The sequence below is a fragment of the Streptomyces sp. LUP47B genome (assembly GCF_001746295.1).
In the GTDB taxonomy this organism is placed as follows: Bacteria; Actinomycetota; Actinomycetes; order Streptomycetales; family Streptomycetaceae; genus Streptomyces.
Map to the genome: position 1 here is coordinate 245,148 of NZ_MJAH01000009.1, position 23,222 is coordinate 268,369.

General features: G+C 66.8%; 30 protein-coding genes and 1 pseudogene. 30 read left to right on the forward strand and 1 reads right to left on the reverse strand.

The genetic code is table 11. From position 1 onward, the window contains the following. The first annotated feature begins 187 nt into the window (after window positions 1-187). Together BFN33_RS27375 and BFN33_RS27380 are read left to right on the forward strand one after the other, a co-directional pair. Window positions 188-7,738: a ricin-type beta-trefoil lectin domain protein gene (locus tag BFN33_RS27375; RefSeq protein ID WP_069762812.1), complete on the forward strand. Its 7,551-nt coding sequence runs from the start codon at window positions 188-190 to the stop codon at window positions 7,736-7,738. Next, window positions 7,735-8,178: an SUKH-3 domain-containing protein gene (locus BFN33_RS27380; protein WP_218109051.1), complete on the forward strand. Its 444-nt coding sequence runs from the start codon at window positions 7,735-7,737 to the stop codon at window positions 8,176-8,178. Before BFN33_RS27375 ends, BFN33_RS27380 begins: the two co-directional genes overlap by 4 nt. Before the next feature lie 100 nt (window positions 8,179-8,278). Here the strand turns inward: BFN33_RS27380 and BFN33_RS27385 are convergent, their stop codons facing one another. Continuing rightward, window positions 8,279-8,482 (reverse strand): hypothetical protein, encoded by a 204-nt coding sequence (locus BFN33_RS27385; RefSeq protein ID WP_069762814.1) that lies wholly within the window; start codon window positions 8,480-8,482, stop codon window positions 8,279-8,281. Here BFN33_RS27385 and BFN33_RS50240 point away from each other — a divergent pair. From BFN33_RS50240 to infA, 28 genes and pseudogenes are all read left to right on the forward strand, one after another. Next, window positions 8,439-8,665: pseudogene (locus BFN33_RS50240) on the forward strand (transcriptional regulator); the annotation flags it as partial. The gene BFN33_RS27385 and the pseudogene BFN33_RS50240 sit on opposite strands and share 44 nt — an antisense overlap. Then, window positions 8,662-8,862, forward strand: coding sequence for a DUF397 domain-containing protein (locus BFN33_RS27390; protein WP_069762815.1), 201 nt, complete (start codon window positions 8,662-8,664; stop codon window positions 8,860-8,862). The pseudogene BFN33_RS50240 and the gene BFN33_RS27390, both read left to right, overlap by 4 nt. A 125-nt stretch (window positions 8,863-8,987) precedes the next feature. Further along, window positions 8,988-9,128, forward strand: coding sequence for a hypothetical protein (locus tag BFN33_RS53265; RefSeq protein WP_176742481.1), 141 nt, complete (start codon window positions 8,988-8,990; stop codon window positions 9,126-9,128). A 776-nt stretch (window positions 9,129-9,904) separates the two neighbouring features. After that, complete coding sequence (rpsJ, locus tag BFN33_RS27400) at window positions 9,905-10,213, forward strand: 30S ribosomal protein S10 (RefSeq protein ID WP_003948644.1); 309 nt, start codon at window positions 9,905-9,907, stop codon at window positions 10,211-10,213. Window positions 10,214-10,230: 17 nt separating this feature from the next. Continuing rightward, window positions 10,231-10,875, forward strand: coding sequence for a 50S ribosomal protein L3 (gene rplC, locus BFN33_RS27405; protein WP_005481233.1), 645 nt, complete (start codon window positions 10,231-10,233; stop codon window positions 10,873-10,875). Window positions 10,876-10,880: 5 nt separating this feature from the next. Next, the gene (gene rplD, locus BFN33_RS27410) at window positions 10,881-11,537 is read left to right on the forward strand and encodes a 50S ribosomal protein L4 (RefSeq protein ID WP_069762816.1); all 657 of its coding nucleotides are present in this window, start codon (window positions 10,881-10,883) and stop codon (window positions 11,535-11,537) included. Further along, window positions 11,537-11,956: a 50S ribosomal protein L23 gene (rplW, locus tag BFN33_RS27415; RefSeq protein ID WP_062047692.1), complete on the forward strand. Its 420-nt coding sequence runs from the start codon at window positions 11,537-11,539 to the stop codon at window positions 11,954-11,956. Before rplD ends, rplW begins: the two co-directional genes overlap by 1 nt. A 38-nt stretch (window positions 11,957-11,994) precedes the next feature. Beyond that, window positions 11,995-12,831, forward strand: a complete 837-nt coding sequence (gene rplB, locus BFN33_RS27420) for a 50S ribosomal protein L2 (RefSeq protein ID WP_030039757.1) — start codon at window positions 11,995-11,997, stop codon at window positions 12,829-12,831. 12 nt (window positions 12,832-12,843) lie between these two features. Next, window positions 12,844-13,125: a 30S ribosomal protein S19 gene (rpsS, locus tag BFN33_RS27425; RefSeq protein WP_003948639.1), complete on the forward strand. Its 282-nt coding sequence runs from the start codon at window positions 12,844-12,846 to the stop codon at window positions 13,123-13,125. Window positions 13,126-13,169: 44 nt separating this feature from the next. Beyond that, window positions 13,170-13,517 carry a 50S ribosomal protein L22 gene (gene rplV / locus BFN33_RS27430; protein WP_030619142.1) on the forward strand — a complete coding sequence of 116 codons (348 nt, stop codon included), beginning with the start codon at window positions 13,170-13,172 and terminating at the stop codon, window positions 13,515-13,517. Beyond that, a complete protein-coding gene (gene rpsC / locus BFN33_RS27435) occupies window positions 13,517-14,353 on the forward strand; it encodes a 30S ribosomal protein S3 (protein WP_069762817.1) in 837 nt (278 codons plus the stop codon). Before rplV ends, rpsC begins: the two co-directional genes overlap by 1 nt. Window positions 14,354-14,358: 5 nt before the next feature. Beyond that, window positions 14,359-14,778 carry a 50S ribosomal protein L16 gene (gene rplP / locus BFN33_RS27440; RefSeq protein ID WP_004927269.1) on the forward strand — a complete coding sequence of 140 codons (420 nt, stop codon included), beginning with the start codon at window positions 14,359-14,361 and terminating at the stop codon, window positions 14,776-14,778. Next, window positions 14,778-15,002, forward strand: coding sequence for a 50S ribosomal protein L29 (gene rpmC, locus BFN33_RS27445; protein WP_005481220.1), 225 nt, complete (start codon window positions 14,778-14,780; stop codon window positions 15,000-15,002). The genes rplP and rpmC overlap by 1 nt, the downstream gene beginning before the upstream one ends. Beyond that, entirely contained in the window at window positions 15,002-15,289 is a 288-nt protein-coding gene (gene rpsQ, locus BFN33_RS27450) for a 30S ribosomal protein S17 (RefSeq protein WP_007384073.1), read from the forward strand. Before rpmC ends, rpsQ begins: the two co-directional genes overlap by 1 nt. Before the next feature lie 126 nt (window positions 15,290-15,415). After that, on the forward strand, window positions 15,416-15,784 hold the full coding sequence (gene rplN / locus BFN33_RS27455; RefSeq protein ID WP_003998823.1) for a 50S ribosomal protein L14: 369 nt from the start codon (window positions 15,416-15,418) through the stop codon (window positions 15,782-15,784). Window positions 15,785-15,786: 2 nt separating this feature from the next. After that, complete coding sequence (rplX, locus tag BFN33_RS27460) at window positions 15,787-16,110, forward strand: 50S ribosomal protein L24 (protein ID WP_003992365.1); 324 nt, start codon at window positions 15,787-15,789, stop codon at window positions 16,108-16,110. Beyond that, window positions 16,110-16,667: a 50S ribosomal protein L5 gene (gene rplE, locus BFN33_RS27465; RefSeq protein WP_020135807.1), complete on the forward strand. Its 558-nt coding sequence runs from the start codon at window positions 16,110-16,112 to the stop codon at window positions 16,665-16,667. Before rplX ends, rplE begins: the two co-directional genes overlap by 1 nt. Before the next feature lie 5 nt (window positions 16,668-16,672). Then, entirely contained in the window at window positions 16,673-16,858 is a 186-nt protein-coding gene (locus tag BFN33_RS27470) for a type Z 30S ribosomal protein S14 (RefSeq protein ID WP_003948630.1), read from the forward strand. 206 nt (window positions 16,859-17,064) lie between these two features. Beyond that, window positions 17,065-17,463 carry a 30S ribosomal protein S8 gene (rpsH, locus tag BFN33_RS27475; protein WP_057607912.1) on the forward strand — a complete coding sequence of 133 codons (399 nt, stop codon included), beginning with the start codon at window positions 17,065-17,067 and terminating at the stop codon, window positions 17,461-17,463. Window positions 17,464-17,487: 24 nt separating this feature from the next. Continuing rightward, complete coding sequence (rplF, locus tag BFN33_RS27480; RefSeq protein WP_020118535.1) at window positions 17,488-18,027, forward strand: 50S ribosomal protein L6; 540 nt, start codon at window positions 17,488-17,490, stop codon at window positions 18,025-18,027. A gap of 3 nt (window positions 18,028-18,030) precedes the next feature. After that, window positions 18,031-18,414: a 50S ribosomal protein L18 gene (gene rplR, locus BFN33_RS27485; protein ID WP_057607911.1), complete on the forward strand. Its 384-nt coding sequence runs from the start codon at window positions 18,031-18,033 to the stop codon at window positions 18,412-18,414. A gap of 38 nt (window positions 18,415-18,452) precedes the next feature. Continuing rightward, entirely contained in the window at window positions 18,453-19,061 is a 609-nt protein-coding gene (rpsE, locus tag BFN33_RS27490) for a 30S ribosomal protein S5 (protein ID WP_010354225.1), read from the forward strand. Further along, entirely contained in the window at window positions 19,061-19,243 is a 183-nt protein-coding gene (gene rpmD / locus BFN33_RS27495) for a 50S ribosomal protein L30 (RefSeq protein ID WP_005481207.1), read from the forward strand. Before rpsE ends, rpmD begins: the two co-directional genes overlap by 1 nt. 2 nt (window positions 19,244-19,245) lie before the next feature. After that, a complete protein-coding gene (gene rplO / locus BFN33_RS27500; protein ID WP_007384079.1) occupies window positions 19,246-19,701 on the forward strand; it encodes a 50S ribosomal protein L15 in 456 nt (151 codons plus the stop codon). Window positions 19,702-19,888: 187 nt separating this feature from the next. Then, entirely contained in the window at window positions 19,889-21,202 is a 1,314-nt protein-coding gene (gene secY / locus BFN33_RS27505; RefSeq protein WP_069762818.1) for a preprotein translocase subunit SecY, read from the forward strand. Then, a complete protein-coding gene (locus BFN33_RS27510; RefSeq protein WP_069762819.1) occupies window positions 21,202-21,864 on the forward strand; it encodes an adenylate kinase in 663 nt (220 codons plus the stop codon). The genes secY and BFN33_RS27510 overlap by 1 nt, the downstream gene beginning before the upstream one ends. A gap of 124 nt (window positions 21,865-21,988) precedes the next feature. Then, window positions 21,989-22,825, forward strand: coding sequence for a type I methionyl aminopeptidase (gene map, locus BFN33_RS27515; protein WP_069762820.1), 837 nt, complete (start codon window positions 21,989-21,991; stop codon window positions 22,823-22,825). A gap of 154 nt (window positions 22,826-22,979) precedes the next feature. Continuing rightward, on the forward strand, window positions 22,980-23,201 hold the full coding sequence (gene infA, locus BFN33_RS27520; protein ID WP_003948620.1) for a translation initiation factor IF-1: 222 nt from the start codon (window positions 22,980-22,982) through the stop codon (window positions 23,199-23,201). The last annotated feature ends 21 nt before the right edge of the window (window positions 23,202-23,222 follow it).

A 23,222-nucleotide genomic window follows, 5' to 3' on the forward strand; every position in this document is an offset into this window, starting at 1 on the left:
ACACTCTGGCGTGGAAGCGCACGAGTGGCCAATAATCCCGGCTGATCATCTTCTTGATTTCCTCACATTTTCCTTACGGCTTCGTCCGCACTGCCGACCGGGGTGACTTCCCGGCCGCGCTCACCGGGGGGTTCCTTTCGTGTTCGGTCGATCACGTCCGCGCTGGCACCGAGGGATCCGCCGCGTCATGGCGCCCGGCGGTGTCCTGCTGCTGTCGCTCGCCCTGTCCGTCGGGGTATTGGACGGCCGGGCGGTCGCCGAACCGCCCCCGACCGATGACGTCGCCGCCATGGTGGACGTACCGGCGACCGACCCGGTGGACGGCGTCGACCAGTCCCCGGACGGCTACGCCCGGCAGTACGCCATCGACCAGGCCCAGGACGACACCGATCCGCCGGACGGCAGCACGATCATCCCGGCAGCGGGCCCTGACGGCACCGCCGACGTCACCCCGGAGAAGCTGGCCACCGCGCCCGACGGGTTCGTCCAGGTCGACGGCGGGGTCCCGGTGAAGATCGGCGCCGCCTCCGACGACACGACTCAGCAACCGACAGGCACCTGGTCGGTGAACGTGCTCAGCCAGGCCGACACCACAGCGGCCGGCGTGAACGGCCTGCTGATGCAGATCACCACCAGCGACACCACCCCGGCACCGGCCAAGGTCCAGATCGACGCCACCGACTTCAAGAACTACTTCGGCGCCCAGTGGTCCGACCGGCTCCAACTGGTCCGCTACCCCGAGTGCTTCCTCACCCAGCCCGACAACGAGACGTGCGCCACCCCCGAGCCCCTGGACGACTCGTCCGACCAGCGGCCCGACGCCACGACCACGGACGCCGACGGCAACGAGACCACCGACCTGGGCGACACCAAGGTCGAGGCCACCCTCGACCTGTCCACCCCGATGGCCGCCGACACCGCCACCGGCACCACCACGGCCGACGCGGCGGCGGCCCTCTCCCGGGGCAGCGTCCAGCCGGCCGTCTGGCACGGCACGTCCGCGAAGGCGGTCAGCGCAGCCGCTTCCGCCGGGTCCGGCGGAGTCCTGGGCGTGGGCGACTCGGGCAGCGGAGGCGGCGGCTCCTTCCGGGCCACCCCGCTGTCCTCGGCGGGCACTTGGGCGGCCGGTTCGTCGTCCGGAGGCTTCTCCTACACGTATGCGATCGACAGCCCGCCAGTGTCCGCGGGCCCGACGCCGACCGTCGCTTTCTCGTACAACTCCCAGGCCGTGGACGGCAAGACGGCCTCCGCCAACCCGCAGACCTCCTGGATCGGCGAAGGCTGGTCGTACGAGACCGGGCACATCGAGCGGTCGTACCGCAGCTGTGGCCAGGACCAGGACGGCGAAAACGCCAACAACAAGGGCAAGGCCAAGAAGACCGGCGACCTGTGCTGGGCCTCCTGGAATGCGGTGATGTCCCTCGGCGGCACCACCGTCGAGCTGGTCCGCGACGACACCACCGGAGAGTGGCACCCCCGCTCCGACGACGGCACCAAGGTGGAGCGGAAGACCGGTGCCGACAACGGCGACGGGGGTGACAACGACGACAAGGGCGAGTACTGGGTCGCCACCACCCGCGACGGCACCAAGTACTACTTCGGCCTGGACAGGGTCGGCGGCGGACACGCGGACACAGACTCGGTCTCCACCGTCCCCGTCTTCGGCAACGACCCGAAGGAACCCTGCCACGCGGACGCCTTCAAGGACTCCTCCTGCAACCAGGCCTGGTCGTGGCAGCTCGACGAGGTCGTCGACGCGCACGGCAACGCGATGGTCGTCAACTACCAGCAGGAGTACAACTACTACGCCAAGAACAAGGCGACCAAGACGGCCGTCAAATACGCCCGCGCCTCCTACCCGGTCAGCATCGAGTACGGCCTGAACAAGGACGACCTCGACGCGGTCCCCGCCGCCAAGGTCGAGTTCCGGACCGACGAGCGCTGCCTCAACGCGAACAGCGGCAAGTGCGACGCGGACGACTTCACCTCAGACGACCCCGCGAAGTACCGCGTCTGGTACGACACCCCGCGCACCCTGCTCTGCAAGACGGCCACCTCCAAGCAGTGTCCGACCTTCCCGTCCTTCTGGACCCGCAAGCGCCTGGAGAAGGTCGTCGCCTGGGCCCACCGCGACGGCACAAGCACCCTCCATCCGATCGACGAGTGGACGCTCAGCCAGGCATTCAAGGGCGAGTGGTACCAGACCTCCCCGGGCCTGTGGCTGTCCGGCATCCAGCACGGTGCCTACGACACCGACACCACAGACCCGGACGACGCCCCCGGCCAGAACCTGCCCGCGGTCGCCTTCGACGGCACCCCCCTGCCCAACCGGGTGCGTGACAACAGCGCCGACATCGAACTGACCTACATCCACCCGCGCATCACCGGGATCACGGACGAGAACGGCAAGAAGACCGTCGTCGAGTACAACAAGGGCTGCACCTACGCCCCCGCCACGACCGACATCGCCGACAACACCGCCGCGTGCTACCCGGTGCACTGGTCGCCCGACGAGAGCGTCGAGAACCCGCCGCTGTCCTGGTTCAACAAGTTCACCGTGGCCCGCGTCATGGAGCAGGACACGGTCGTCACCCAGACCGCGCTCGCCTCACCCGATGTGGTCACCACCTACGCCTATGGGGGCGGCGGCTACTGGGCCAAGAGCGACGCCGAGTTCACGAAGCCCTCGCAGCGCACCCACAGCGACTGGCGCGGCTACGCCTACGTCACGACCGAGGTCGGCGATCCCGACGGAGCCGCCGCCACCCGCTCCCGATCGACGACGTATTACCTCCGCGGTTCCGGAAAGCCCCTCAAAGACGACACCGGCGCCACGCTCAGTTCCGACGGCGCCGACGAATACGCCGGCCAAGCCGCCGAGGCCGTCACCTACCTCTCCGCGGAGAGCGCTGCGGCCGCGCACAGCCGGGTGATCACTCTGCCCGGCGCGAGCACCGAGACTGCCCGGCGGGTCCGCACCGGCGACAGCGACCTGGTCGCCCGCCGGACCTACATGAAGCGCGTCGACGACCTCACCGCCTACGACGGCAAGTGGCGCGGCACCCGCACCACCACCGCCGTGGACGGCGACGGTCTCCCCAGGCTCAGCGAGGTCTCGACGGTCACGCTGACATCCCCGGGTGACACGGCCCCCGTCACGGGCGACACCACCTGCACCCTCACGACGTACTCCAACAAGGAGTCGCTGAACCTCTACGGCCTGCCCCAGCGGGTCCTGACCGCGGCCACCGACTGCGACAACGTCACGACCGCGGCCACCGCCAAGGTCGTCTCCGACACCACCACCGGCTACAACGCGCTCGGCGACGCCACCAGCGAGAAAGCCCTGAACGGCGACGGCACCGCAAGCGTCACCAGCTCCACCACCGAATACGACGACTACGGCCGCCCCACCAAGGTCACCCAGGGCACCCAGGTGACCGGCACCACCTACACCCCGGGCAGCAGCGCCTACGTCGTCACCGGCACCACCATCACCAACGCCAAGCAGCAGACGACGGTCACCACGGTCGACCCGGCCCGCGGCCTGTCCCTGACCACCAAGGACCCCAACGGCAGCGTCACGCGCTACGCCTACGACCTGCTCGGCCGCCTCACCACCGGCTGGCTCCCCGGCGACGACGACGCCCTGCCGACCACGAAGATCACGTACGGGCTCGGCTCCAGGACCCCGACCCGGGTCGTCACCAGCAGCCTGCGCGACAACGGCATGTACAGCGACTCGGTCACCTTCTACGACGGCATGATGCGCACCGTCCAGACGCAGTCACCGGACGCCACCGGCCTCGGCCGCATCGTCACCTCGGTCCGCTACGACGACCACGGCAGCCCCGCCCGCACCGACAACGGCTACTACACGACCGGCCTGCCGGCGAAGACCTGGCACCTGCCGGCCAGCCAGCAGCCGATCCCCAACTCGACGAAGACGACGTACGACGGCCTCGGCCGCCCGCTGAAGTCCGTCACCCTGCACCACAACGCCGAGTTCGCGACCACGACGGCCACCTACAGCGACAGCGACGCATCGGTCCTGGTCGTCCCACCCGCCGGCGGGACCGCCACCAAGACCATCGGTGACGCCATCGGCCGCGCGGTCAAGCAGATCACCTACACCGACGCCGCCCGCACAGCGAGCACGTACACCGAGACCAAGTACGACGCCCTGGGCAACCGCACCCAGGTAAAGGACAAGTCCGGTCACCTCTGGTCCTGGACCTACGACTCCCGCCACCGTGTCCTGACCAGCACCGATCCCGACTCCGGCACCAGCCGGTCCTGGTACGACGACCAGGACCGCGTCACCCAGACCAAGGACGCCACCGGCAAGGTCCTGCGCTACGGCTACGACCCGCTGGGCCGCCAGTCCTCCCTCACCGTGGGCTCGGCGACGCTCCCGGCGGCGGAATGGACGTACGACACGGCGACCAACGGCATCGGCCGGCCGGCGACCTCGGTGCGCCACACCACCCCCGGGTCCACCGCCGGAGACATCGTCACCGAGGCGACCGGTTACACCCCCAAGGGCCAGCTGACCGGCAAGACGGTCACCGTCCCGGCGATCAGCAACACCACGAACAACCTGTCCGGCTCGTACCACTGGGCGTACACCTACACCCGCACCGGCAAGCAGCAGTCGGCCACCCTCCCCGCCACTCCCGGCGGCATGGCCACGGCCGAGAAGATCATCACCCGTTACAACGCCCAGGACCTGCCGGTCTCCACCTCCGGCTGGGACTGGTACACCACTGGCGCGATCTACAATCCGTACGGCCAGATCACCCGCACCACCACCGGCGAGAACCCCTACCGGGTGTGGACCAGCGCCCTCTACGACGAGCCCACCGGCCTGCTCGTCCACTCCTACGCCGCCACCCAGACGGCCGCCGGCCTGGTCTCCCAGACCGCATACGCCTACGACCAGGCGGGCAACACCAGCCTGGTGGCGACGGGTTCGACCTCCGGGGCGGCCACCACCTGGGACAACCAGTGCTTCACGTACGACGCCCGCGGACAGCTCGCCGAGGCCTGGACCGGCGCCACGGCCAAGAGCTGCACGGACTCGGCGGGCACCACGTGGAAGGCGACCGACGCGTCGGCGATCGCATCGGGCGGAGTGGGAACGGCGCCGTCCCCCTCGACGATCGCGACGGGCACGGCGTCCTACGGCTCCCTCCCGTACTGGCAGTCGTACCGCTACGACGACCTCGGCAACCGCACCACGGTCACCGACCACAGCACCCAGCGCACCTCGACCGGAGCCCTCAACTCGGCGCTGGACGGCGGCACTTCGTACGCGTACGGCGACGCGGGCCAGCCCAACACCCTGACCGACTGGACCAAGAAGACGGTCACCCCGGCCGACTCCGGCACCAAGACAGTGACGGAGACGAACTCCGCCACCTTCGACGACGCCGGCCGCACCGCCACGCGCACGATCAACGGCGACTCCCAGTCCTTCGTGTACGACGGCGAGGGCCTGCTGACCTCGGTGTCCGGCTTCGGCGCGGGCAAGGGAGCCGTCACCGGGCCGGGCGGCCTGTGCCTGGACGACGCCGGCGCCGGGACCGCCGACGGCACGGTCATCCAGATCTACACCTGCAACGGCAGCCCCGCGCAGAAGTTCAGCGCGAACGGCGGCAAACTGACCGTGCTGGGCAAGTGCGTCACGGCGGCGGGCACGGCCTCCGGCTCGGCGATCACACTCAAGACCTGCGTACCCGACGCGACGACCCAGTCCTTCGCGCTCCGCTCGGACGGCACGTTCTACAACGCGACGTCGAAGCTGTGCCTCAACGCCCCGGCCACCACGGCCGGCACGGACCTGACCCTGGCGGCGTGCACGGCGAGCGCGTCGACCCAGAAGTTCGCCCTAGCCGCGACCACGTCGTACCTGTACGACGCGGACGGCAACCGGATCGCGAAGACCACCGGTGGCTGGACCACGCTGTATCTGGGAGAGACCGAGGTCTGGGGATCCCAGACGAACACCTCCACCAGGGCGGTGCGCACCTACGCACAGGCGGGCGCCCCCACGGTGGTCCGCTACACCTCCAGCGCCACCTCGGCCCAGACCCTGGCCGCGCAGATCAGCAACACCCAGGGCACGGGCACGGTCCAGATCAAACTGGCCTCCGGGATGGCGGTCGCGACCCGCTCCTACGACGCGTGGGGCAACCTCCGCGGTGACCAGGCCGCCCCGGCCACCTGGGCTGGTTCGAGCACGTACATCGGCGGCGCGGACGAGTCCAGCACGGGCCTGATCCACCTGGGCGCGCGGGACTACGACCCGGTGACGGGCCGCTTCACGACCATCGACCCGGTGATGGACCTCTCCGACCTCCTCCAACTGGGCGGCTACGCCTACGCGGACAACAGCCCGGTGACGAAGGAGGACCCGAACGGCCAGTTCTGGGGCTGGTCCCAGATCCGGCACAAGGCCTGGCAGGCGACGAAGGCCATCCCGCACGCCCTCTACGAGTACTCCGGTGCCGCGGACGCCGTGAGCTGCGCGACCCATCCCACCCTGGGCCCCTGCCTGATGACGTCGGTCACGGTCGGCATCCTGCTCGTCACCCGCGGCCAGGGTGAGCCGGTCCTGATCGCGACCAGGGCCGAGCTGGCCTTGGGCAAAGGTCTGTTGTTCAAGGGCACGGAACAGGCGGCCGTGAAAGCCGCCGAGGAGACGACCGCCAAGGCCACGACGAAGGTGGTCGAGAAGAAGGTCGTCAAGACCGCCGAGGAGAAGGCGGCCAAGGCGGTCGAGAAGAAGACGGCCGCCAAGGCGACGGAGAGGTCGGCCGCGAAGACCGCGGAGAAGGACGCGGGCAGGGCCTCCGACGCCGGTGAGGACGCGGTGGAGGCGGGCGGGAAGTGCAACAGCTTCACACCGAACACCCGGGTACTGCTGGCGAACGGCAAGTCCAAGGCCATCAAGGACCTCCGACCCGGCGACAAGGTGAAGTCCACCGACCCGGTACTGGGCGGCATCGCCACGCAGACAGTCACCGCGACCATCCAGGGCCACGGCACCAAGCACCTCGTCCGCCTCACCCTCTCCAACGGCAAGTCCATCACCGCCACCGACGGCCACCCGATCTGGCTGCCGAAGGAACACCGCTGGGCCAAGGCGAGCGAACTGCGGTCGGGGGACTGGCTACAGACGTCGGCGGGGACGTACGTCCAGGTCACGGCGGTCAAGGCGTGGACCCAGACGGCGACCGTCAACAACCTGACGGTGTCCAGCACGCATACGTACTATGTGCTGGCGGGCGGCGTCCCGATCTTGGTCCACAATTCCAATGGTCCGGATAGTTGCCCGGTACTGGGGGCTGCACGAGCGGCGGCTGATACGGCATCGACAATCACGCCGGGTAAGGCGAGACCGGCAGTGGCAGAGGCTCTTCAGCTGCCGGGAGGTCAGATCTATTCGAGTCCTAGCATTCGTGGTGTGGCTCCCAAGCTTCACCCTGACGTTCAAGCCATTTTGGATGATATTCCTGAGGGCGAACGGGGCGTTGGTCATGGAAGATGTGGGCTGGCGGTGTGCGTGTCGGATGCTCTGAGTGATGGATTCAACCCAACCGGATCTCGTGCTGCGGCGGTTATCGTGCGAAGTTCGAACGATAATCCAATGCATGGAATGCCTGTCGGGCCATGTGATAGTTGCGTAGCCCTCGAAGACGCATTCGATGTCACGTTTGAGGGGATAGGGTGGTGAACGATCTTTCGGCTGAGTCGCGGACAGTCCTCCGCGATGCGGGATGGCACGCAGGAAGGCAGGTAGGTACGTCCTCGTGGGTGGCTGCCCTGGGGTTGGCTGGGGTGGTCGTCCACGATGCGGCTCGGGCCTTCTTGGCTGAATTTGGCGGCCTTGTGGTGGACATCTCGGGCCTCGGAGTCAATCGGGCGCGTGAGCCGTTCGAACTTGACCCGCTTCTGTGCTCCGGCGAAGAGGACAGGTTCCTCGAATGGGGCGAAGAGATTGGGAAGTCGCTCTTCCCAATCGGAGTCCTTGATATGGGTCGATACTTCCTCGGCATTGACGAGCAGAGCGAGATCTATCTGATCGAAACGTGGGTCGCCAGTTTTGGCCGAATGCCACAGGCTATGGACAATCTCATCAGCGGAGTGCGTCCTACGGTTATCAGTGAAGGATGAATTGAATCCCGCTTGACTTGCGTTCCTTGGTTGAGGCCCCGCCGGAGTTTGTTTCCGGTGGGGCCTCTGTGGTGTCTGACGGCAGTAGCTGACGGCAACGTCAGCGGACGGCTGCTGCACAAGTCGGCGGATCGTCGCCCTCGCTGCCCTCGGCGGTGGACTTGGCGAGGTGGCCGAGGGCGTTTCCGAGGAGGTCGATGGCCTGGCGCTGAAGGCGGAGGCGGACGTGTGCATGGACCGTCGTGGTCACCCCGATGTGGATGCCGATGGACCGGGAGGAGCACGCGGGCACTGACGGTGGCATTGACGTCCTGAAGTTCGCGACGGCTCGGCCGTGGGGAGTTCGCCGGTGCTGGCATACGGGCGGCCGGTCCACGAGCCCAAGCACCTCCGTATCCTCGAACTGCGGGATGGCATCATCCGGGCGCAGGCACTCACTCCTCGTGAGTCGCTGGCCTTCGTCGAGCACCTGCTGGGGGAGACGTGATCCGCGACACCGACTCCGCGTTGGATTGGTTCAAGAGCAGCTACAGCAGCGGCAGCGAGGGTGACTCCTGCGTCGAGGTCGCCACCACCCCCAGCGCTGTTCACGTCCGCGACTCCAAGTACCGCGACGCCAGCCCCTGCTCCACGCTTACGCCGGGGGCATGGGCCCGTTTCCTGCCGTTCGCGTCAGAAGGCTGACTCACGGCGCAGCGTGAACGATCGGACGTGCGCCGGGCGTACCGTCCCGAAGTGCTTGCGGTCGACCGTGGCCACCTCGGCCATTCCGAGGCGGGTAGCTCGGCGATGCGGAGCCAGTCGTCGGGATGGACGGGCTCGACGGTGAAGAGGCCCTCCGCGAGGTCCTGGGCGAGGAGCAGTTCGGCGCGGGATCCGAGGCGGCGCTCTGCGAGGTGGGCGACCTCTGGAATGACGAGAGCGGGGACCAGCGGCGGGCCGGGGTGTGACTCCAGGAGACGACGGCATGGCTGGTGCCCGGAGTCGCGGCGGTCGAGCAGCGTAGAAGAGGACCCGCATCGCCGATCAGACCGCTCATCCGCCGAGTCGCCGCCGGCCGGTTCCCTCCTCCTCGGCGAGGCCGGCCAGCAACTCCTCCACGCGCTCTGAGATGTCGCTGCGGCCGCTGTCGCCCGCGCCTGCCGGGGCGGAAGACCGGCGGGGCGTCGCGTCGTCCTGGTGCTGTCCGCCGGATAGGGGCCGAGATGGCCTCCTGCGTCCACTCGAGGACCGTCATGCAGCACTGGGCCGCCTCGTGGCGCATCCTGGCTTTTCAGGGAATCGTCCACCTTGACCGGGGTCCGCTTCACGGTCGGGCGACGGCGACGCAGGCCGCAAAAGTCGAGTGGTGTTTGACCTGCGTCACTCCCGGGGTAAGGTCTCCGGCTCGATTGGCCAGGCCCCTGCCCCGTATGGCAGACTAGCGGGGTTGCTCGGTCGAGTGTTGATGCTGCGCGCCTCCCGCCGGGAGGCCTGGAAGCGAGTCCCACAGTACTCGTCGCCCTAACTGCCACACGGCAGCGCTGGGGCGGACGTACGGGAATCTTCCGGGAAGTGGAGTGCGGCACTGGCCAGGCGCCCGGTGAACCTCTTTCCCAGATCAGGGATGTTCGAACAAGGGACATCTGTGTCAGTGAGAGTGCGACACGCCCGACCGCGTGGGTCGGCGAAGGTCACGGAACACCGGGTTCCAGAGCTGTAAAAGAGACAGGACTACGGAGTAGCCATGGCGGGACAGAAGATCCGCATCCGGCTCAAGGCCTACGACCACGAGGTCATCGACAGCTCGGCGAAGAAGATCGTCGAGACGGTGACGCGTACTGGTGCGTCGGTCGCGGGCCCGGTGCCGCTGCCCACTGAGAAGAACGTGTACTGCGTCATCAAGTCGCCGCACAAGTACAAGGACTCGCGCGAGCACTTCGAGATGCGCACGCACAAGCGTCTGATCGACATCCTCGACCCGACCCCCAAGACCGTTGACTCTCTGATGCGACTCGACCTCCCGGCCGGTGTCGACATCGAGATCAAGCTCTGAGGCCGGTGATCTGAACGATGGCTAAGCAGATCAAGGGCATCCTGGGCGAGAAGCTCGGCATGACGCAGGTGTGGGACGAGAACAACCGTGTTGTTCCGGTCACCGTCGTCAAGGCCGGCCCCAATGTCGTGACCCAGGTCCGTACGAACGATGTCGACGGCTACGAGTCGGTCCAGATCGCCTTCGGCGAGATCGACCCGCGCAAGGTGAACAAGCCCCTCAAGGGCCACTTCGCCAAGGCCGACGTCACGCCCCGCCGCCACCTCGTCGAGATCCGCACCGCGGACGCCTCCGAGTACACGCTGGGCCAGGAGATCTCCGCGGAGGTCTTCGAGGCCGGCGTCAAGGTGGACGTGACCGGCAAGAGCAAGGGCAAGGGCTTCGCCGGTGTCATGAAGCGTCACAACTTCAAGGGCCTCGGCGCCGGTCACGGCACCCAGCGCAAGCACCGCTCTCCCGGTTCCATCGGTGGCTGCGCCACCCCGGGCCGCGTGTTCAAGGGCCTCCGCATGGCGGGTCGTATGGGCAACGAGCGGGTCACCACCCAGAACCTGACCGTTCACGCCGTTGACGCGGAGAAGGGCCTGCTCCTCATCAAGGGCGCGGTTCCTGGTCCGAACGGCGGCCTCGTCCTGGTCCGCACCGCGGCCAAGGGGGCCTGAGGACTATGAGCACCATTGACATTCTGTCGCCCTCCGGCGACACCGCCGGGACCGTTGAGCTCCCGGCCGAGATCTTCGACGTAGAGAAGATCAGCATTCCGCTGCTTCACCAGGTCGTCGTCGCGCAGCTGGCCGCCGCCCGTCAGGGCACGCACAAGGTCAAGCGTCGTGGCGAGGTCCGCGGTGGCGGCAAGAAGCCCTACCGCCAGAAGGGCACCGGCCGCGCCCGCCAGGGTTCGACCCGTGCGCCGCAGTTCGCCGGCGGTGGTGTCGTCCACGGCCCCACGCCGCGTGACTACTCGCAGCGGACCCCGAAGAAGATGAAGGCCGCGGCTCTGCGCCACGCCCTCACCGACCGGGCCCGCAACAACCGCATCCACGTCGTCTCCGGTCTCATCGAGGGCGAGTCGCCTTCGACGAAGGCCGCGAAGACGCTCTTCGGCAAGATCAGCGAGCGCAAGAACCTGCTGCTCGTCATCGACCGTGCCGACGAGGCCGCGTGGCTGTCCGCTCGCAACCTGCCCCAGGTCCACATCCTGGAGCCGGGCCAGCTGAACACGTACGACGTTCTCGTCTCGGACGACGTGGTCTTCACCCAGGCCGCTTTCGAGTCCTTCGTGTCTGGCCCCAAGGCCGCTGACACCGAAGGGAGCGAAGCCTGATGGCTACGCGTCACCCGAGCATCGCCTCGAAGGCCGCCAAGGCCAAGAAGGTCGCGCGCGTCGCCAAGGCGCGTCGCCACGAGGCCGAGGGCAAGAACACCGTCGTCACTCCGGCCAGCAAGGCCTTCACGGACCACCGTGACGTGCTGCTGAAGCCGGTCGTGTCCGAGAAGAGCTACGCGCTTCTCGACGAGGGCAAGTACACGTTCATCGTGGCCCCCGGCGCCAACAAGACCCAGATCAAGCAGGCCGTCCAGGCGGTCTTCTCGGTCAAGGTCACCGGCGTCAACACGATCAACCGCCAGGGCAAGCGCAAGCGGACCCGCACCGGCTTCGGCAAGCGTGCCGACAGCAAGCGCGCGATCGTGACCCTTGCCGAGGGCGACCGTATCGACATCTTCGGCGGTCCGACCGCGTAAGCGGGTCGGATCGTCCGATATCGGACGAGGACTGAGAAATGGGAATCCGCAAGTACAAGCCGACTACGCCGGGCCGTCGTGGCTCCAGCGTCGCCGACTTCGTCGAGGTCACGCGGTCCACGCCGGAGAAGTCGCTGGTCCGCCCGCTGCACAGCAAGGGCGGCCGTAACAACGCCGGTCGTGTGACCGTTCGCCACCAGGGTGGCGGACACAAGCGCGCCTACCGCGTCATCGACTTCCGTCGCCATGACAAGGACGGCGTGCCGGCGAAGGTCGCGCACATCGAGTACGACCCCAACCGCACCGCGCGCATCGCGCTGCTGCACTACGCGGACGGCGAGAAGCGCTACATCCTCGCCCCGCGCAACCTGCAGCAGGGTGACCGCGTCGAGAACGGTCCCGGGGCCGACATCAAGCCGGGCAACAACCTGGCGCTCCGCAACATCCCGGTCGGTACCACGATCCACGCGATCGAGATCCGTCCGGGTGGCGGCGCCAAGTTCGCCCGCTCCGCCGGTGCCTCCGTGCAGCTGCTGGCGAAGGAGGGCACGATGGCCCACCTCCGCATGCCTTCCGGTGAGATCCGCCTGGTCGACCAGCGCTGCCGCGCCACGGTCGGCGAGGTCGGCAACGCCGAGCAGAGCAACATCAACTGGGGCAAGGCCGGCCGCAAGCGCTGGCTGGGCGTCCGCCCGACCGTTCGCGGTGTGGCGATGAACCCGGTTGACCACCCCCACGGTGGTGGTGAGGGCAAGACCTCCGGTGGTCGCCACCCGGTCAGCCCCTGGGGTCAGAAGGAGGGTCGTACTCGTTCGCCGAAGAAGGCTTCGAACAAGTACATCGTCCGCCGCCGCAAGACGAACAAGAAGCGCTAGGAGCGGGTTTAGATGCCGCGCAGTCTCAAGAAGGGGCCCTTCGTCGACGACCACCTGATCAAGAAGGTGGACGTACAGAACGAGGCAGGCACCAAGAACGTCATCAAGACCTGGTCCCGTCGCTCGATGATCGTCCCGGCCATGCTGGGCCACACGATCGCGGTGCACAACGGCAAGACCCACATCCCGGTGTTCGTCACCGAGTCGATGGTCGGCCACAAGCTCGGCGAGTTCTCGCCGACGCGCACCTTCCGGGGTCACGTCAAGGACGACCGGAAGTCGAAGCGCCGCTAAACGCGGATCGCATTCAGACACGTAAGTAACTGAGAGGGACAACCATGGAAGCCAGGGCCCAGGCGCGGTACATCCGCGTTACGCCCATGAAGGCCCGCCGCGTGGTGGACCTTATCCGTGGCATGGACGCCACGGAGGCTCAGGCTGTTCTGCGATTCGCTCCGCAGGCAGCCTCCGTGCCCGTCGGCAAGGTGCTCGACAGCGCCATCGCCAACGCCGCGCACAACTACGACCACACCGACGCCGACAGCCTCGTCATCTCCGAGGCGTACGTCGACGAGGGCCCGACCCTGAAGCGGTTCCGGCCGCGTGCCCAGGGCCGCGCCTACCGGATCCGCAAGCGGACCAGCCACATCACCGTGGTCGTCAGCAGCAAGGAAGGAACCCGGTAATGGGCCAGAAGGTAAACCCGCACGGGTTCCGGCTCGGCATCACCACGGACTTCAAGTCCCGGTGGTACGCCGACAAGCTGTACAAGGACTACGTCAAGGAAGACGTCGCCATCCGTCGGATGATGACGTCCGGCATGGAGCGCGCGGGCATCTCGAAGGTGGAGATCGAGCGCACCCGTGACCGTGTGCGTGTGGACATCCACACCGCTCGTCCGGGCATCGTCATCGGCCGCCGTGGCGCCGAGGCCGACCGCATCCGCGGTGACCTCGAGAAGCTCACGGGCAAGCAGGTCCAGCTGAACATCCTCGAGGTCAAGAACCCCGAGACGGACGCTCAGCTGGTTGCGCAGGCCGTCGCCGAGCAGCTCTCCTCCCGCGTCTCCTTCCGTCGCGCCATGCGTAAGAGCATGCAGTCGGCGATGAAGGCCGGCGCCAAGGGCATCAAGATCCAGTGCGGTGGCCGCCTCGGCGGCGCCGAGATGTCCCGCTCGGAGTTCTACCGCGAGGGCCGTGTGCCCCTGCACACGCTCCGCGCGAACGTGGACTACGGCTTCTTCGAGGCCAAGACGACCTTCGGCCGCATCGGTGTGAAGGTCTGGATCTACAAGGGCGATGTCAAGAACATCGCCGAGGTCCGCGCCGAGAACGCTGCCGCCCGTGCGGGTAACCGCCCGGCTCGCGGTGGCGGCGGCGCCGACCGCCCGGCCCGTGGTGGCCGTGGCGGCGGCGGCGAGCGGCGCGGTCGTAAGCCGCAGCAGGCTGCCGGCGCCGAGGCCCCCAAGGCCGAGGCTCCCGCTGCCGCCGCTCCGGCTGAGAGCACCGGAACGGAGGCCTGACCGACATGCTGATCCCCCGTAGGGTCAAGCACCGCAAGCAGCACCACCCGAAGCGCCGTGGTCAGGCCAAGGGCGGTACGACGGTCGCGTTCGGCGAGTACGGCATTCAGGCCCTCACGCCGGCGTACGTGACCAACCGCCAGATCGAGGCGGCCCGTATCGCGATGACCCGCCACATCAAGCGTGGCGGCAAGGTCTGGATCAACATCTACCCGGACCGCCCGCTCACGAAGAAGCCTGCCGAGACCCGCATGGGTTCCGGTAAGGGTTCGCCGGAGTGGTGGATCGCGAACGTGCACCCGGGCCGGGTCATGTTCGAGCTGTCCTACCCCAACGAGAAGATCGCCCGTGAGGCCCTGACTCGCGCAGCCCACAAGCTGCCGATGAAGTGCCGGATCGTCAAGCGCGAGGCAGGTGAAGCGTGATGTCGGCCGGTACCAAGGCGTCCGAGCTGCGCGAACTGGGTGACGAGGAGCTTCTCAACAAGCTCCGCGAAGCCAAGGAAGAGCTGTTCAACCTCCGCTTCCAGGCGGCGACGGGTCAGCTCGAGAACCACGGTCGGCTCAAGGCCGTCCGTAAGGACATCGCGCGGATCTACACCCTGATGCGTGAGCGCGAGCTGGGCATCGAGACGGTGGAGAGCGCCTGATGAGTGAGAGCAACGTGACTGAGCAGACTGCAGAGGCCCGCGGCTTCCGCAAGACCCGTGAGGGTCTCGTCGTCAGCGACAAGATGGACAAGACCGTCGTCGTCGCCGTCGAGGACCGCGTCAAGCACGCGCTGTACGGCAAGGTCATCCGCCGTACCAACAAGCTCAAGGCGCACGACGAGCAGAACGCTGCCGGCGTCGGCGACCGGGTCCTCCTCGCGGAGACCCGCCCGCTGTCGGCGACCAAGCGCTGGCGCGTCGTCGAGATCCTCGAGAAGGCCAAGTAGGCAATTCCCGCAAGGGAATTCCAAAAAGTAGGCCTGCGAGGCACCCCTCGCAGGACAGTTCCGCCAGGCTCCGGGGGCCGTTTCTGAACGGCCCCCGGGGAACCGGCAGACAAACAGGAGATAGACGTGATCCAGCAGGAGTCGCGACTGCGTGTCGCCGACAACACTGGTGCGAAGGAGATCCTTTGCATCCGTGTGCTCGGTGGCTCCGGTCGCCGCTACGCGGGCATCGGTGACGTCATCGTCGCCACCGTCAAGGACGCGATCCCCGGTGGCAACGTGAAGAAGGGTGACGTCGTCAAGGCGGTCATCGTTCGCACCGTCAAGGAGCGCCGCCGTCCGGACGGCTCGTACATCCGCTTCGACGAGAACGCCGCCGTCATTCTGAAGAACGACGGCGACCCTCGCGGTACCCGCATCTTCGGCCCGGTCGGGCGTGAGCTGCGCGAGAAGAAGTTCATGAAGATCATCTCGCTGGCTCCGGAGGTGCTGTAAGCATGAAGATCAAGAAGGGCGACCTGGTCCAGGTCATCACCGGTAAGGACAAGGGCAAGCAGGGCAAGGTCATCGCGGCCTTCCCCCGCGAGGACCGGGTCCTGGTCGAGGGTGTCAACCGGGTCAAGAAGCACACCAAGGCCGGCCCGACCGCTCGCGGTTCGCAGGCCGGTGGCATCGTCACGACCGAGGCGCCGATCCACGTCTCCAACGTCCAGCTGGTCGTTGAGAAGGACGGCAACAAGGTTGTCACGCGTGTCGGTTACCGCTTCGACGACGAGGGCAACAAGATCCGCGTTGCCAAGCGGACGGGTGAGGACATCTGATGGCTACCACCACGACTCCGCGTCTCAAGACGAAGTACCGCGAGGAGATCGCGGGCAAGCTGCGTGACGAGTTCAAGTACGAGAACGTCATGCAGATCCCCGGCCTCGTCAAGATCGTGGTCAACATGGGTGTGGGCGACGCCGCCCGCGACTCCAAGCTGATCGAGGGCGCCATCCGCGACCTCACCACGATCACCGGTCAGAAGCCGGCCGTCACCAAGGCCCGCAAGTCCATCGCGCAGTTCAAGCTGCGTGAGGGCCAGCCGATCGGTGCCCACGTCACACTCCGTGGCGACCGCATGTGGGAGTTCCTGGACCGCACCCTGTCGCTCGCGCTGCCGCGCATCCGCGACTTCCGTGGTCTGTCCCCCAAGCAGTTCGACGGCCGTGGCAACTACACCTTCGGTCTCACCGAGCAGGTCATGTTCCACGAGATCGACCAGGACAAGATCGACCGTACCCGGGGCATGGACATCACCGTGGTGACCACGGCGACCAACGACGCTGAGGGCCGCGCGCTCCTTCGTCACCTCGGCTTCCCCTTCAAGGAGGCGTGAGCGAGATGGCGAAGAAGGCTCTGATTGCCAAGGCTGCTCGCAAGCCCAAGTTCGGTGTTCGCGGCTACACGCGCTGCCAGCGCTGCGGCCGTCCGCACTCCGTGTACCGCAAGTTCGGCCTGTGCCGCGTCTGCCTTCGTGAGATGGCTCACCGTGGCGAGCTGCCGGGCGTGACCAAGAGCTCCTGGTAATCCCCTTCAGGGATTCCCGAAGCTCTCGGTAAGCAATGGGCGTGTCAGGCGCCCACCCTTTCATGGCTTAGGCTAGGAGGGTTGGGCGCCTGACGCCCGTACGACTTACTACGCCGTAGGTCCACCGCACCGCACCCGCCTCGTCTCGGATCGAGGAGAGGGATGGGCACCTGGAAACCCCGGCGAGAGAGGCCGAAGGCCAATTCATGACCATGACTGATCCGATCGCAGACATGCTTACGCGTCTGCGGAACGCGAACTCGGCATACCACGACTCCGTGACGATGCCGGCGTCCAAGATCAAGTCTCACATCGCGGAGATCCTCCAGCAGGAGGGCTTCATCACGGGCTGGAAGGTCGAGGACGCCGAGGTCGGCAAGAGCCTCGTTCTCGAGCTGAAGTTCGGCCCGAACCGTGAGCGCTCCATCGCGGGCATCAAGCGGATCTCCAAGCCCGGTCTCCGGGTTTACGCGAAGTCCACCTCCCTGCCGAAGGTGCTGGGCGGCCTCGGCGTGGCGATCATCTCCACGTCGCACGGGCTCCTCACCGACAAGCAGGCSGGCAAGAAGGGCGTGGGTGGGGAAGTCCTCGCCTACGTCTGGTAGCGGAAGGGAACGGAGGAAACAGCTATGTCGCGTATTGGCAAGCTCCCCATCACGGTTCCCGCCGGCGTGGACGTCACCATCGACGGCCGTACGGTCTCGGTCAAGGGCCCCAAGGGTTCCTTGAGCCACACCGTCGCTGCGCCGATCGACATCGCCAAGGGTGAGGACGGCGTTCTCAACGTCACCCGCCCCAACGACGAGCGTCAGAACAAGGCCCTGCACGGCCTGTCCCGCACGCTGGTGGCGAACATGATCACCGGCGTGACCCAGGGTTACGTGAAGAAGCTCGAGATCAGCGGTGTCGGTTACCGCGTACAGGCCAAGGGATCGAACCTCGAGTTCGCTCTCGGCTACAGCCACCCGATCACCGTCGAGGCCCCCGAGGGCATCACCTTCAAGGTGGAGGCCCCCACCCGGTTCTCGGTCGAGGGCATCGACAAGCAGAAGGTCGGCGAGGTTGCGGCCAACATCCGCAAGCTGCGCAAGCCCGACCCGTACAAGGCCAAGGGCGTCAAGTACGAGGGCGAAGTCATCCGCCGCAAGGTCGGAAAGGCGGGTAAGTAAGCCATGGCATACGGACAGAAGATCCTCAAGGGCGACGCTTACAAGCGTGCCGCGATCAAGCGTCGCCACATCCGGATCCGTAAGCACATCTCGGGTACGGCTGAGCGTCCGCGCCTGGTCGTGACGCGCTCCAACCGCCACATCGTGGCCCAGGTCATCGACGACATCAAGGGTCACACCCTGGCGTCGGCGTCGACCCTGGACACCACGATCCGCGGCAACGAGGGCGACAAGTCCGCGCAGGCCAAGTCGGTCGGCGCCCTGGTTGCCGAGCGCGCCAAGGCCGCCGGTGTCGAGGCTGTCGTATTCGACCGTGGTGGCAACCAGTACGCCGGGCGCATCGCCGCCCTGGCGGACGCCGCCCGCGAAGCCGGGCTCAAGTTCTGAGCCGCTTCCGTAGCTAGCGGAAAGAGAGAGGTAATCCAATGGCTGGACCCCAGCGCCGTGGAAGCGGTGCCGGTGGCGGCGAGCGGCGGGACCGGAAGGGCCGTGACGGCGGCGCTGCTGCCGCCGAGAAGACCGCGTACGTTGAGCGCGTTGTCGCGATCAACCGCGTCGCCAAGGTTGTGAAGGGTGGTCGTCGCTTCAGCTTCACTGCGCTCGTCGTAGTGGGCGACGGTGACGGCACCGTGGGTGTCGGTTACGGCAAGGCCAAGGAGGTGCCGGCCGCCATCGCCAAGGGTGTTGAGGAGGCCAAGAAGCACTTCTTCAAGGTCCCCCGTATCCAGGGCACCATCCCGCACCCGATCACGGGTGAGAAGGCGGCGGGCGTCGTCCTGCTCAAGCCGGCGTCCCCCGGTACCGGCGTTATCGCCGGTGGCCCGGTGCGTGCCGTGCTCGAGTGCGCCGGCGTTCACGACATCCTGTCGAAGTCGCTCGGTTCGTCGAACGCGATCAACATCGTGCACGCGACCGTGGAGGCCCTGAAGGGCCTGCAGCGTCCCGAGGAGATCGCGGCCCGCCGCGGTCTGCCGCTCGAGGACGTCGCTCCCGCGGCTCTGCTGCGTGCGCGTGCCGGGGCTGGTGCTGCGTAATGGCTCAGCTCAAGATCACGCAGACGAAGTCGTACATCGGCAGCAAGCAGAACCACCGTGACACCCTGCGCTCCCTTGGTCTCAAGGGCATCAACACGCAGGTCGTCAAGGAGGATCGTCCCGAGTTCCGCGGCATGGTGCACACCGTCCGCCACCTCGTGACGGTCGAGGAGGTCGACTGATCATGGCGGAGAACAACCCGCTCAAGATCCACAACCTCCGTCCCGCCCCGGGCGCCAAGACCGCCAAGACCCGTGTGGGTCGTGGTGAGGCGTCGAAGGGTAAGACGGCCGGTCGTGGTACCAAGGGTACGAAGGCCCGTTACCAGGTTCCGGAGCGCTTCGAGGGTGGCCAGATGCCCCTCCACATGCGTCTTCCGAAGCTGAAGGGCTTCAAGAACCCGTTCAAGACCGAGTTCCAGGTCGTGAACCTCGACAAGCTGGGCGCGCTGTACCCCGAGGGTGGCGAGGTCACCGTCGAGGACCTCGTGGCCAAGGGTGCCGTTCGCAAGAACAGCCTCGTCAAGGTCCTCGGCCAGGGCGAGATCTCCGTGGCGCTGCAGGTGACGGTCGACGCCGTCTCCGGTTCCGCCAAGGAGAAGATCACCGCCGCCGGTGGCACGGTCACCGAGCTCGTCTGAGATCCGCAGGCGTCTCGATGACGTAAGCAATCCCGACCGGGGATACCTCACAACGAGGTATCCCCGGTTGGTCGTTCCACCGCAGGCCTTATCGCCGGTAAGGTGGCCTGCACTGCTTTCCCACATATTCGTCGAACCTCAAGACCGTCACCCTTGACGCAGTAGCGCGGGGGTCGCAGGAGGCACCGTGCTCACCGCGTTCGCCCGGGCGTTCAGGACGCCCGACCTGCGCAAGAAGCTGCTCTTCACGCTCGCCATCATCGTGGTGTACCGCGTGGGTACCCACATCCCGATCCCTGGCGTGGACTACAAGTCCGTCCAGGAGTGTGTGGACCAGGCGTCCGGCAACCAGGGACTCTTCGGTCTGGTCAACATGTTCAGCGGTGGCGCGCTGCTGCAGATCACGATCTTCGCGCTCGGCATCATGCCGTACATCACGGCGAGCATCATTCTGCAGCTGCTGACCGTGGTGATCCCACGCCTGGAAGCCCTCAAGAAGGAGGGCCAGGCCGGTACGGCGAAGATCACGCAGTACACCCGTTATCTCACGGTGGCGCTCGCCATCCTGCAGGGCACGGGCCTGGTGGCCACCGCCCGCAGCGGCGCTCTCTTCTCCGGCTGCACCGTCGCGTCGAGCATCGTCCCGGACCGCGCGATCTTCACCACGATCGTCATGGTCATCACGATGACCGCCGGTACGGCCGTCGTCATGTGGCTCGGTGAGCTCATCACCGACCGCGGCATCGGCAACGGCATGTCGATCCTGATGTTCATCTCGATCGCCGCCACCTTCCCGTCCGCCCTGTGGGCCATCAAGAAGCAGGGCACCCTGGCCGACGGCTGGATCGAGTTCGGCACCGTCATCGCGGTCGGCCTGGTCATGGTCGGCCTGGTGGTCTTCGTCGAGCAGGCCCAGCGCCGTATCCCGGTGCAGTACGCGAAGCGCATGATCGGCCGTCGTTCCTACGGCGGTACGTCGACGTACATCCCGCTGAAGGTCAACCAGGCCGGTGTGATCCCGGTCATCTTCGCGTCGTCGCTGCTGTACATCCCGGCGCTGGTCGCACAGTTCTCGAGCGGTAACTCGGCCTGGAAGGACTGGATCACCCAGAACCTGACCAAGGGTGATCACCCGATTTACATCGCTTCGTACTTCTTGCTCATCGTTTTCTTCGCGTTCTTCTACGTGGCGATCTCCTTCAACCCCGAGGAAGTCGCCGACAACATGAAGAAGTATGGTGGCTTCATCCCGGGCATCCGGGCTGGCCGACCGACCGCTGAGTACCTGTCGTACGTACTCAACCGGATCACCTGGCCGGGTTCGCTGTACTTGGGTCTGATCGCACTCGTACCGACGATGGCGTTGGTTGGCTTCGGGGCAAGCCAGAACTTCCCGTTCGGTGGGACAAGCATCCTGATCATCGTGGGTGTGGGCCTCGAGACGGTGAAGCAGATCGAGAGCCAGCTCCAGCAGCGCAATTACGAAGGGTTCCTCCGCTGATGCGTATCGTCCTCGTCGGGCCGCCGGGCGCCGGTAAGGGAACGCAGGCCGCGTTCCTCGCCCAGAACCTGTCGATCCCGCACATCTCCACGGGCGACCTGTTCCGCGCCAACATCAGCCGGCAGACGGACCTCGGCAAACTCGCGAAGTCCTACATGGACGCGGGCAACCTGGTTCCGGACGAGGTCACCATCGGGATGGCCAAGGACCGCATGGAGCAGCCCGACGCCGAGAACGGCTTCCTGCTCGACGGCTTCCCGCGGAACGTCTCGCAGGCCGAGTCGCTCGACGAGATGCTGCAGCACGAGGGCATGAAGCTGGACGCGGTGCTGGACCTCGAGGTACCCGAGGAGGAGGTCGTCAAGCGCATCGCCGGCCGCCGCATCTGCCGCAACGACTCGGCGCACGTCTTCCACGTCTCGTACAAGGCGCCCAAGCAGGACGGCGTCTGTGACGTCTGCGCCGGCGAGCTGTACCAGCGGGACGACGACTCCGAGGAGACGGTCCGCAAGCGCCTGGAGGTCTACCACACCCAGACCGAGCCGATCATCGACTACTACAAGGCCCAGGGCCTGGTGGTCACGATCTCGGCGCTCGGCAAGGTGGAGGACGTCACCGGCCGCGCCATGGAGGCGCTCCAGCACGAGGGCGACGCCGCATAGCGGTTTTTCCGAGTACGACAGCCGCGGTTCCCTTCCGAGGGGGCCGCGGCTGCTGTGTGGGTGCACGTATCGTTGAAGCACCCGTCCCCTGCCAGTTTCCCGGTTCCAGAAAGGCTCCCGCCGCATGGTGCAGATCAAGACCCCCGAGCAGATCGCCAAGATGCGCGAGGCGGGACTGGTCGTCGCCGCCATCCACGCGGCGACCCGAGAGGCCGCGGTGCCCGGGGCCACGACCAGGGATCTCGACCAGGTCGCGCGCAAGGTGCTCGCGGAGCACGACGCGAAGCCGAACTTCCTGGGATACGGCGGTTTCCCGGCGACGATCTGCACCTCCGTGAACGAGGTCGTCGTCCACGGCATCCCGTCCGACGAGGTCGTCCTCAAGGACGGCGACATCATCTCCATCGACTGCGGCGCGATCATCGACGGCTGGCACGGCGACGCGGCCTACACGGCCTTCGTGGGCTCGGGCCACGCCCCGGAGCTCCTCGAGCTCTCGCGGGTGACCGAGGAGTCCATGTGGGCCGGCATCGCGGCGATGAAGCAGGGCAACCGGCTCGTCGACGTCTCCCGGGCCGTCGAGACGTACATCCGCCGCCAGCCGAAGCCGGGCGGCGGCCGTTACGGGATCATCGAGGACTACGGCGGTCACGGCATCGGCACCGAGATGCACATGGACCCGCACCTGCTGAACTACGTCGACCGGCGCCGGGGGAAGGGGCCGAAGCTGGTCACCGGGTTCTGCCTGGCGATCGAGCCGATGGTGTCCCTGGGCACGCCGAGGACGGAGGTCCTGTCGGACGACTGGACGGTCATCACGACGGACGGCACCTGGTCGTCGCACTGGGAGCACTCGGTGGCGCTGACGGACGACGGGCCGCTGGTGCTCACGGCTCCCGACGGCGGCCGGGCGAAGCTGGCCGAACACGGGGTCACGGCCGCTCCCGATCCGCTCGCTTAATGATCTACGTTCCCGGGCATCCTTCCTCGATTCGTCTTTCGGAGGGGCCTGACGTAGACTGACTCGTCGGCTCTCGTGCACCCGCATGTCCGCATGCGCCCCTCAGGGGAAAGGCAGGAGAGTCGATCAAGGTAGTCGATTCGAAGGGCGAAGCGTGGCCAAGAAGCAAGGTGCCATCGAGATCGAGGGCACTGTCGTCGAGTCTCTTCCGAACGCCATGTTCAAGGTCGAGCTCCAGAACGGCCACCAGGTCCTGGCTCACATCAGCGGAAAGATGCGTATGCACTACATCCGTATCCTCCCTGACGACCGGGTCGTGGTGGAGCTGTCTCCGTACGACCTGACGCGTGGCCGGATCGTCTACCGGTACAAGTAGATCTTGCCCGCATCCCGCTGC

Bases quoted from the DNA above. Each gene is read 5' to 3' on its own strand.
- rplB (WP_030039757.1), top strand. From the start codon at position 11,995: ATGGGAATCCGCAAGTACAAGCCGACTACGCCGGGCCGTCGTGGCTCC.
- rplR (WP_057607911.1), top strand. From the start codon at position 18,031: ATGGCATACGGACAGAAGATCCTCAAGGGCGACGCTTACAAGCGTGCC.
- rplP (WP_004927269.1), top strand. From the start codon at position 14,359: ATGCTGATCCCCCGTAGGGTCAAGCACCGCAAGCAGCACCACCCGAAG.
- BFN33_RS27470 (WP_003948630.1), top strand. From the start codon at position 16,673: ATGGCGAAGAAGGCTCTGATTGCCAAGGCTGCTCGCAAGCCCAAGTTC.
- BFN33_RS27510 (WP_069762819.1), top strand. From the start codon at position 21,202: ATGCGTATCGTCCTCGTCGGGCCGCCGGGCGCCGGTAAGGGAACGCAG.
- BFN33_RS53265 (WP_176742481.1), top strand. From the start codon at position 8,988: ATGGACGGGCTCGACGGTGAAGAGGCCCTCCGCGAGGTCCTGGGCGAG.
- rpsS (WP_003948639.1), top strand. From the start codon at position 12,844: ATGCCGCGCAGTCTCAAGAAGGGGCCCTTCGTCGACGACCACCTGATC.
- rplW (WP_062047692.1), top strand. From the start codon at position 11,537: ATGGCTACGCGTCACCCGAGCATCGCCTCGAAGGCCGCCAAGGCCAAG.
- rpmD (WP_005481207.1), top strand. From the start codon at position 19,061: ATGGCTCAGCTCAAGATCACGCAGACGAAGTCGTACATCGGCAGCAAG.
- rpsJ (WP_003948644.1), top strand. From the start codon at position 9,905: ATGGCGGGACAGAAGATCCGCATCCGGCTCAAGGCCTACGACCACGAG.
- rplF (WP_020118535.1), top strand. From the start codon at position 17,488: ATGTCGCGTATTGGCAAGCTCCCCATCACGGTTCCCGCCGGCGTGGAC.
- rpsC (WP_069762817.1), top strand. From the start codon at position 13,517: ATGGGCCAGAAGGTAAACCCGCACGGGTTCCGGCTCGGCATCACCACG.
- BFN33_RS27375 (WP_069762812.1), top strand. From the start codon at position 188: ATGGCGCCCGGCGGTGTCCTGCTGCTGTCGCTCGCCCTGTCCGTCGGG.
- map (WP_069762820.1), top strand. From the start codon at position 21,989: ATGGTGCAGATCAAGACCCCCGAGCAGATCGCCAAGATGCGCGAGGCG.
- rplV (WP_030619142.1), top strand. From the start codon at position 13,170: ATGGAAGCCAGGGCCCAGGCGCGGTACATCCGCGTTACGCCCATGAAG.
- rpsQ (WP_007384073.1), top strand. From the start codon at position 15,002: ATGAGTGAGAGCAACGTGACTGAGCAGACTGCAGAGGCCCGCGGCTTC.
- rpmC (WP_005481220.1), top strand. From the start codon at position 14,778: ATGTCGGCCGGTACCAAGGCGTCCGAGCTGCGCGAACTGGGTGACGAG.
- rplD (WP_069762816.1), top strand. From the start codon at position 10,881: ATGAGCACCATTGACATTCTGTCGCCCTCCGGCGACACCGCCGGGACC.
- rplX (WP_003992365.1), top strand. From the start codon at position 15,787: ATGAAGATCAAGAAGGGCGACCTGGTCCAGGTCATCACCGGTAAGGAC.
- rplO (WP_007384079.1), top strand. From the start codon at position 19,246: ATGGCGGAGAACAACCCGCTCAAGATCCACAACCTCCGTCCCGCCCCG.
- BFN33_RS27385 (WP_069762814.1), bottom strand. From the start codon at position 8,482: ATGCCACCGTCAGTGCCCGCGTGCTCCTCCCGGTCCATCGGCATCCAC.
- rpsE (WP_010354225.1), top strand. From the start codon at position 18,453: ATGGCTGGACCCCAGCGCCGTGGAAGCGGTGCCGGTGGCGGCGAGCGG.
- rplE (WP_020135807.1), top strand. From the start codon at position 16,110: ATGGCTACCACCACGACTCCGCGTCTCAAGACGAAGTACCGCGAGGAG.
- rplC (WP_005481233.1), top strand. From the start codon at position 10,231: ATGGCTAAGCAGATCAAGGGCATCCTGGGCGAGAAGCTCGGCATGACG.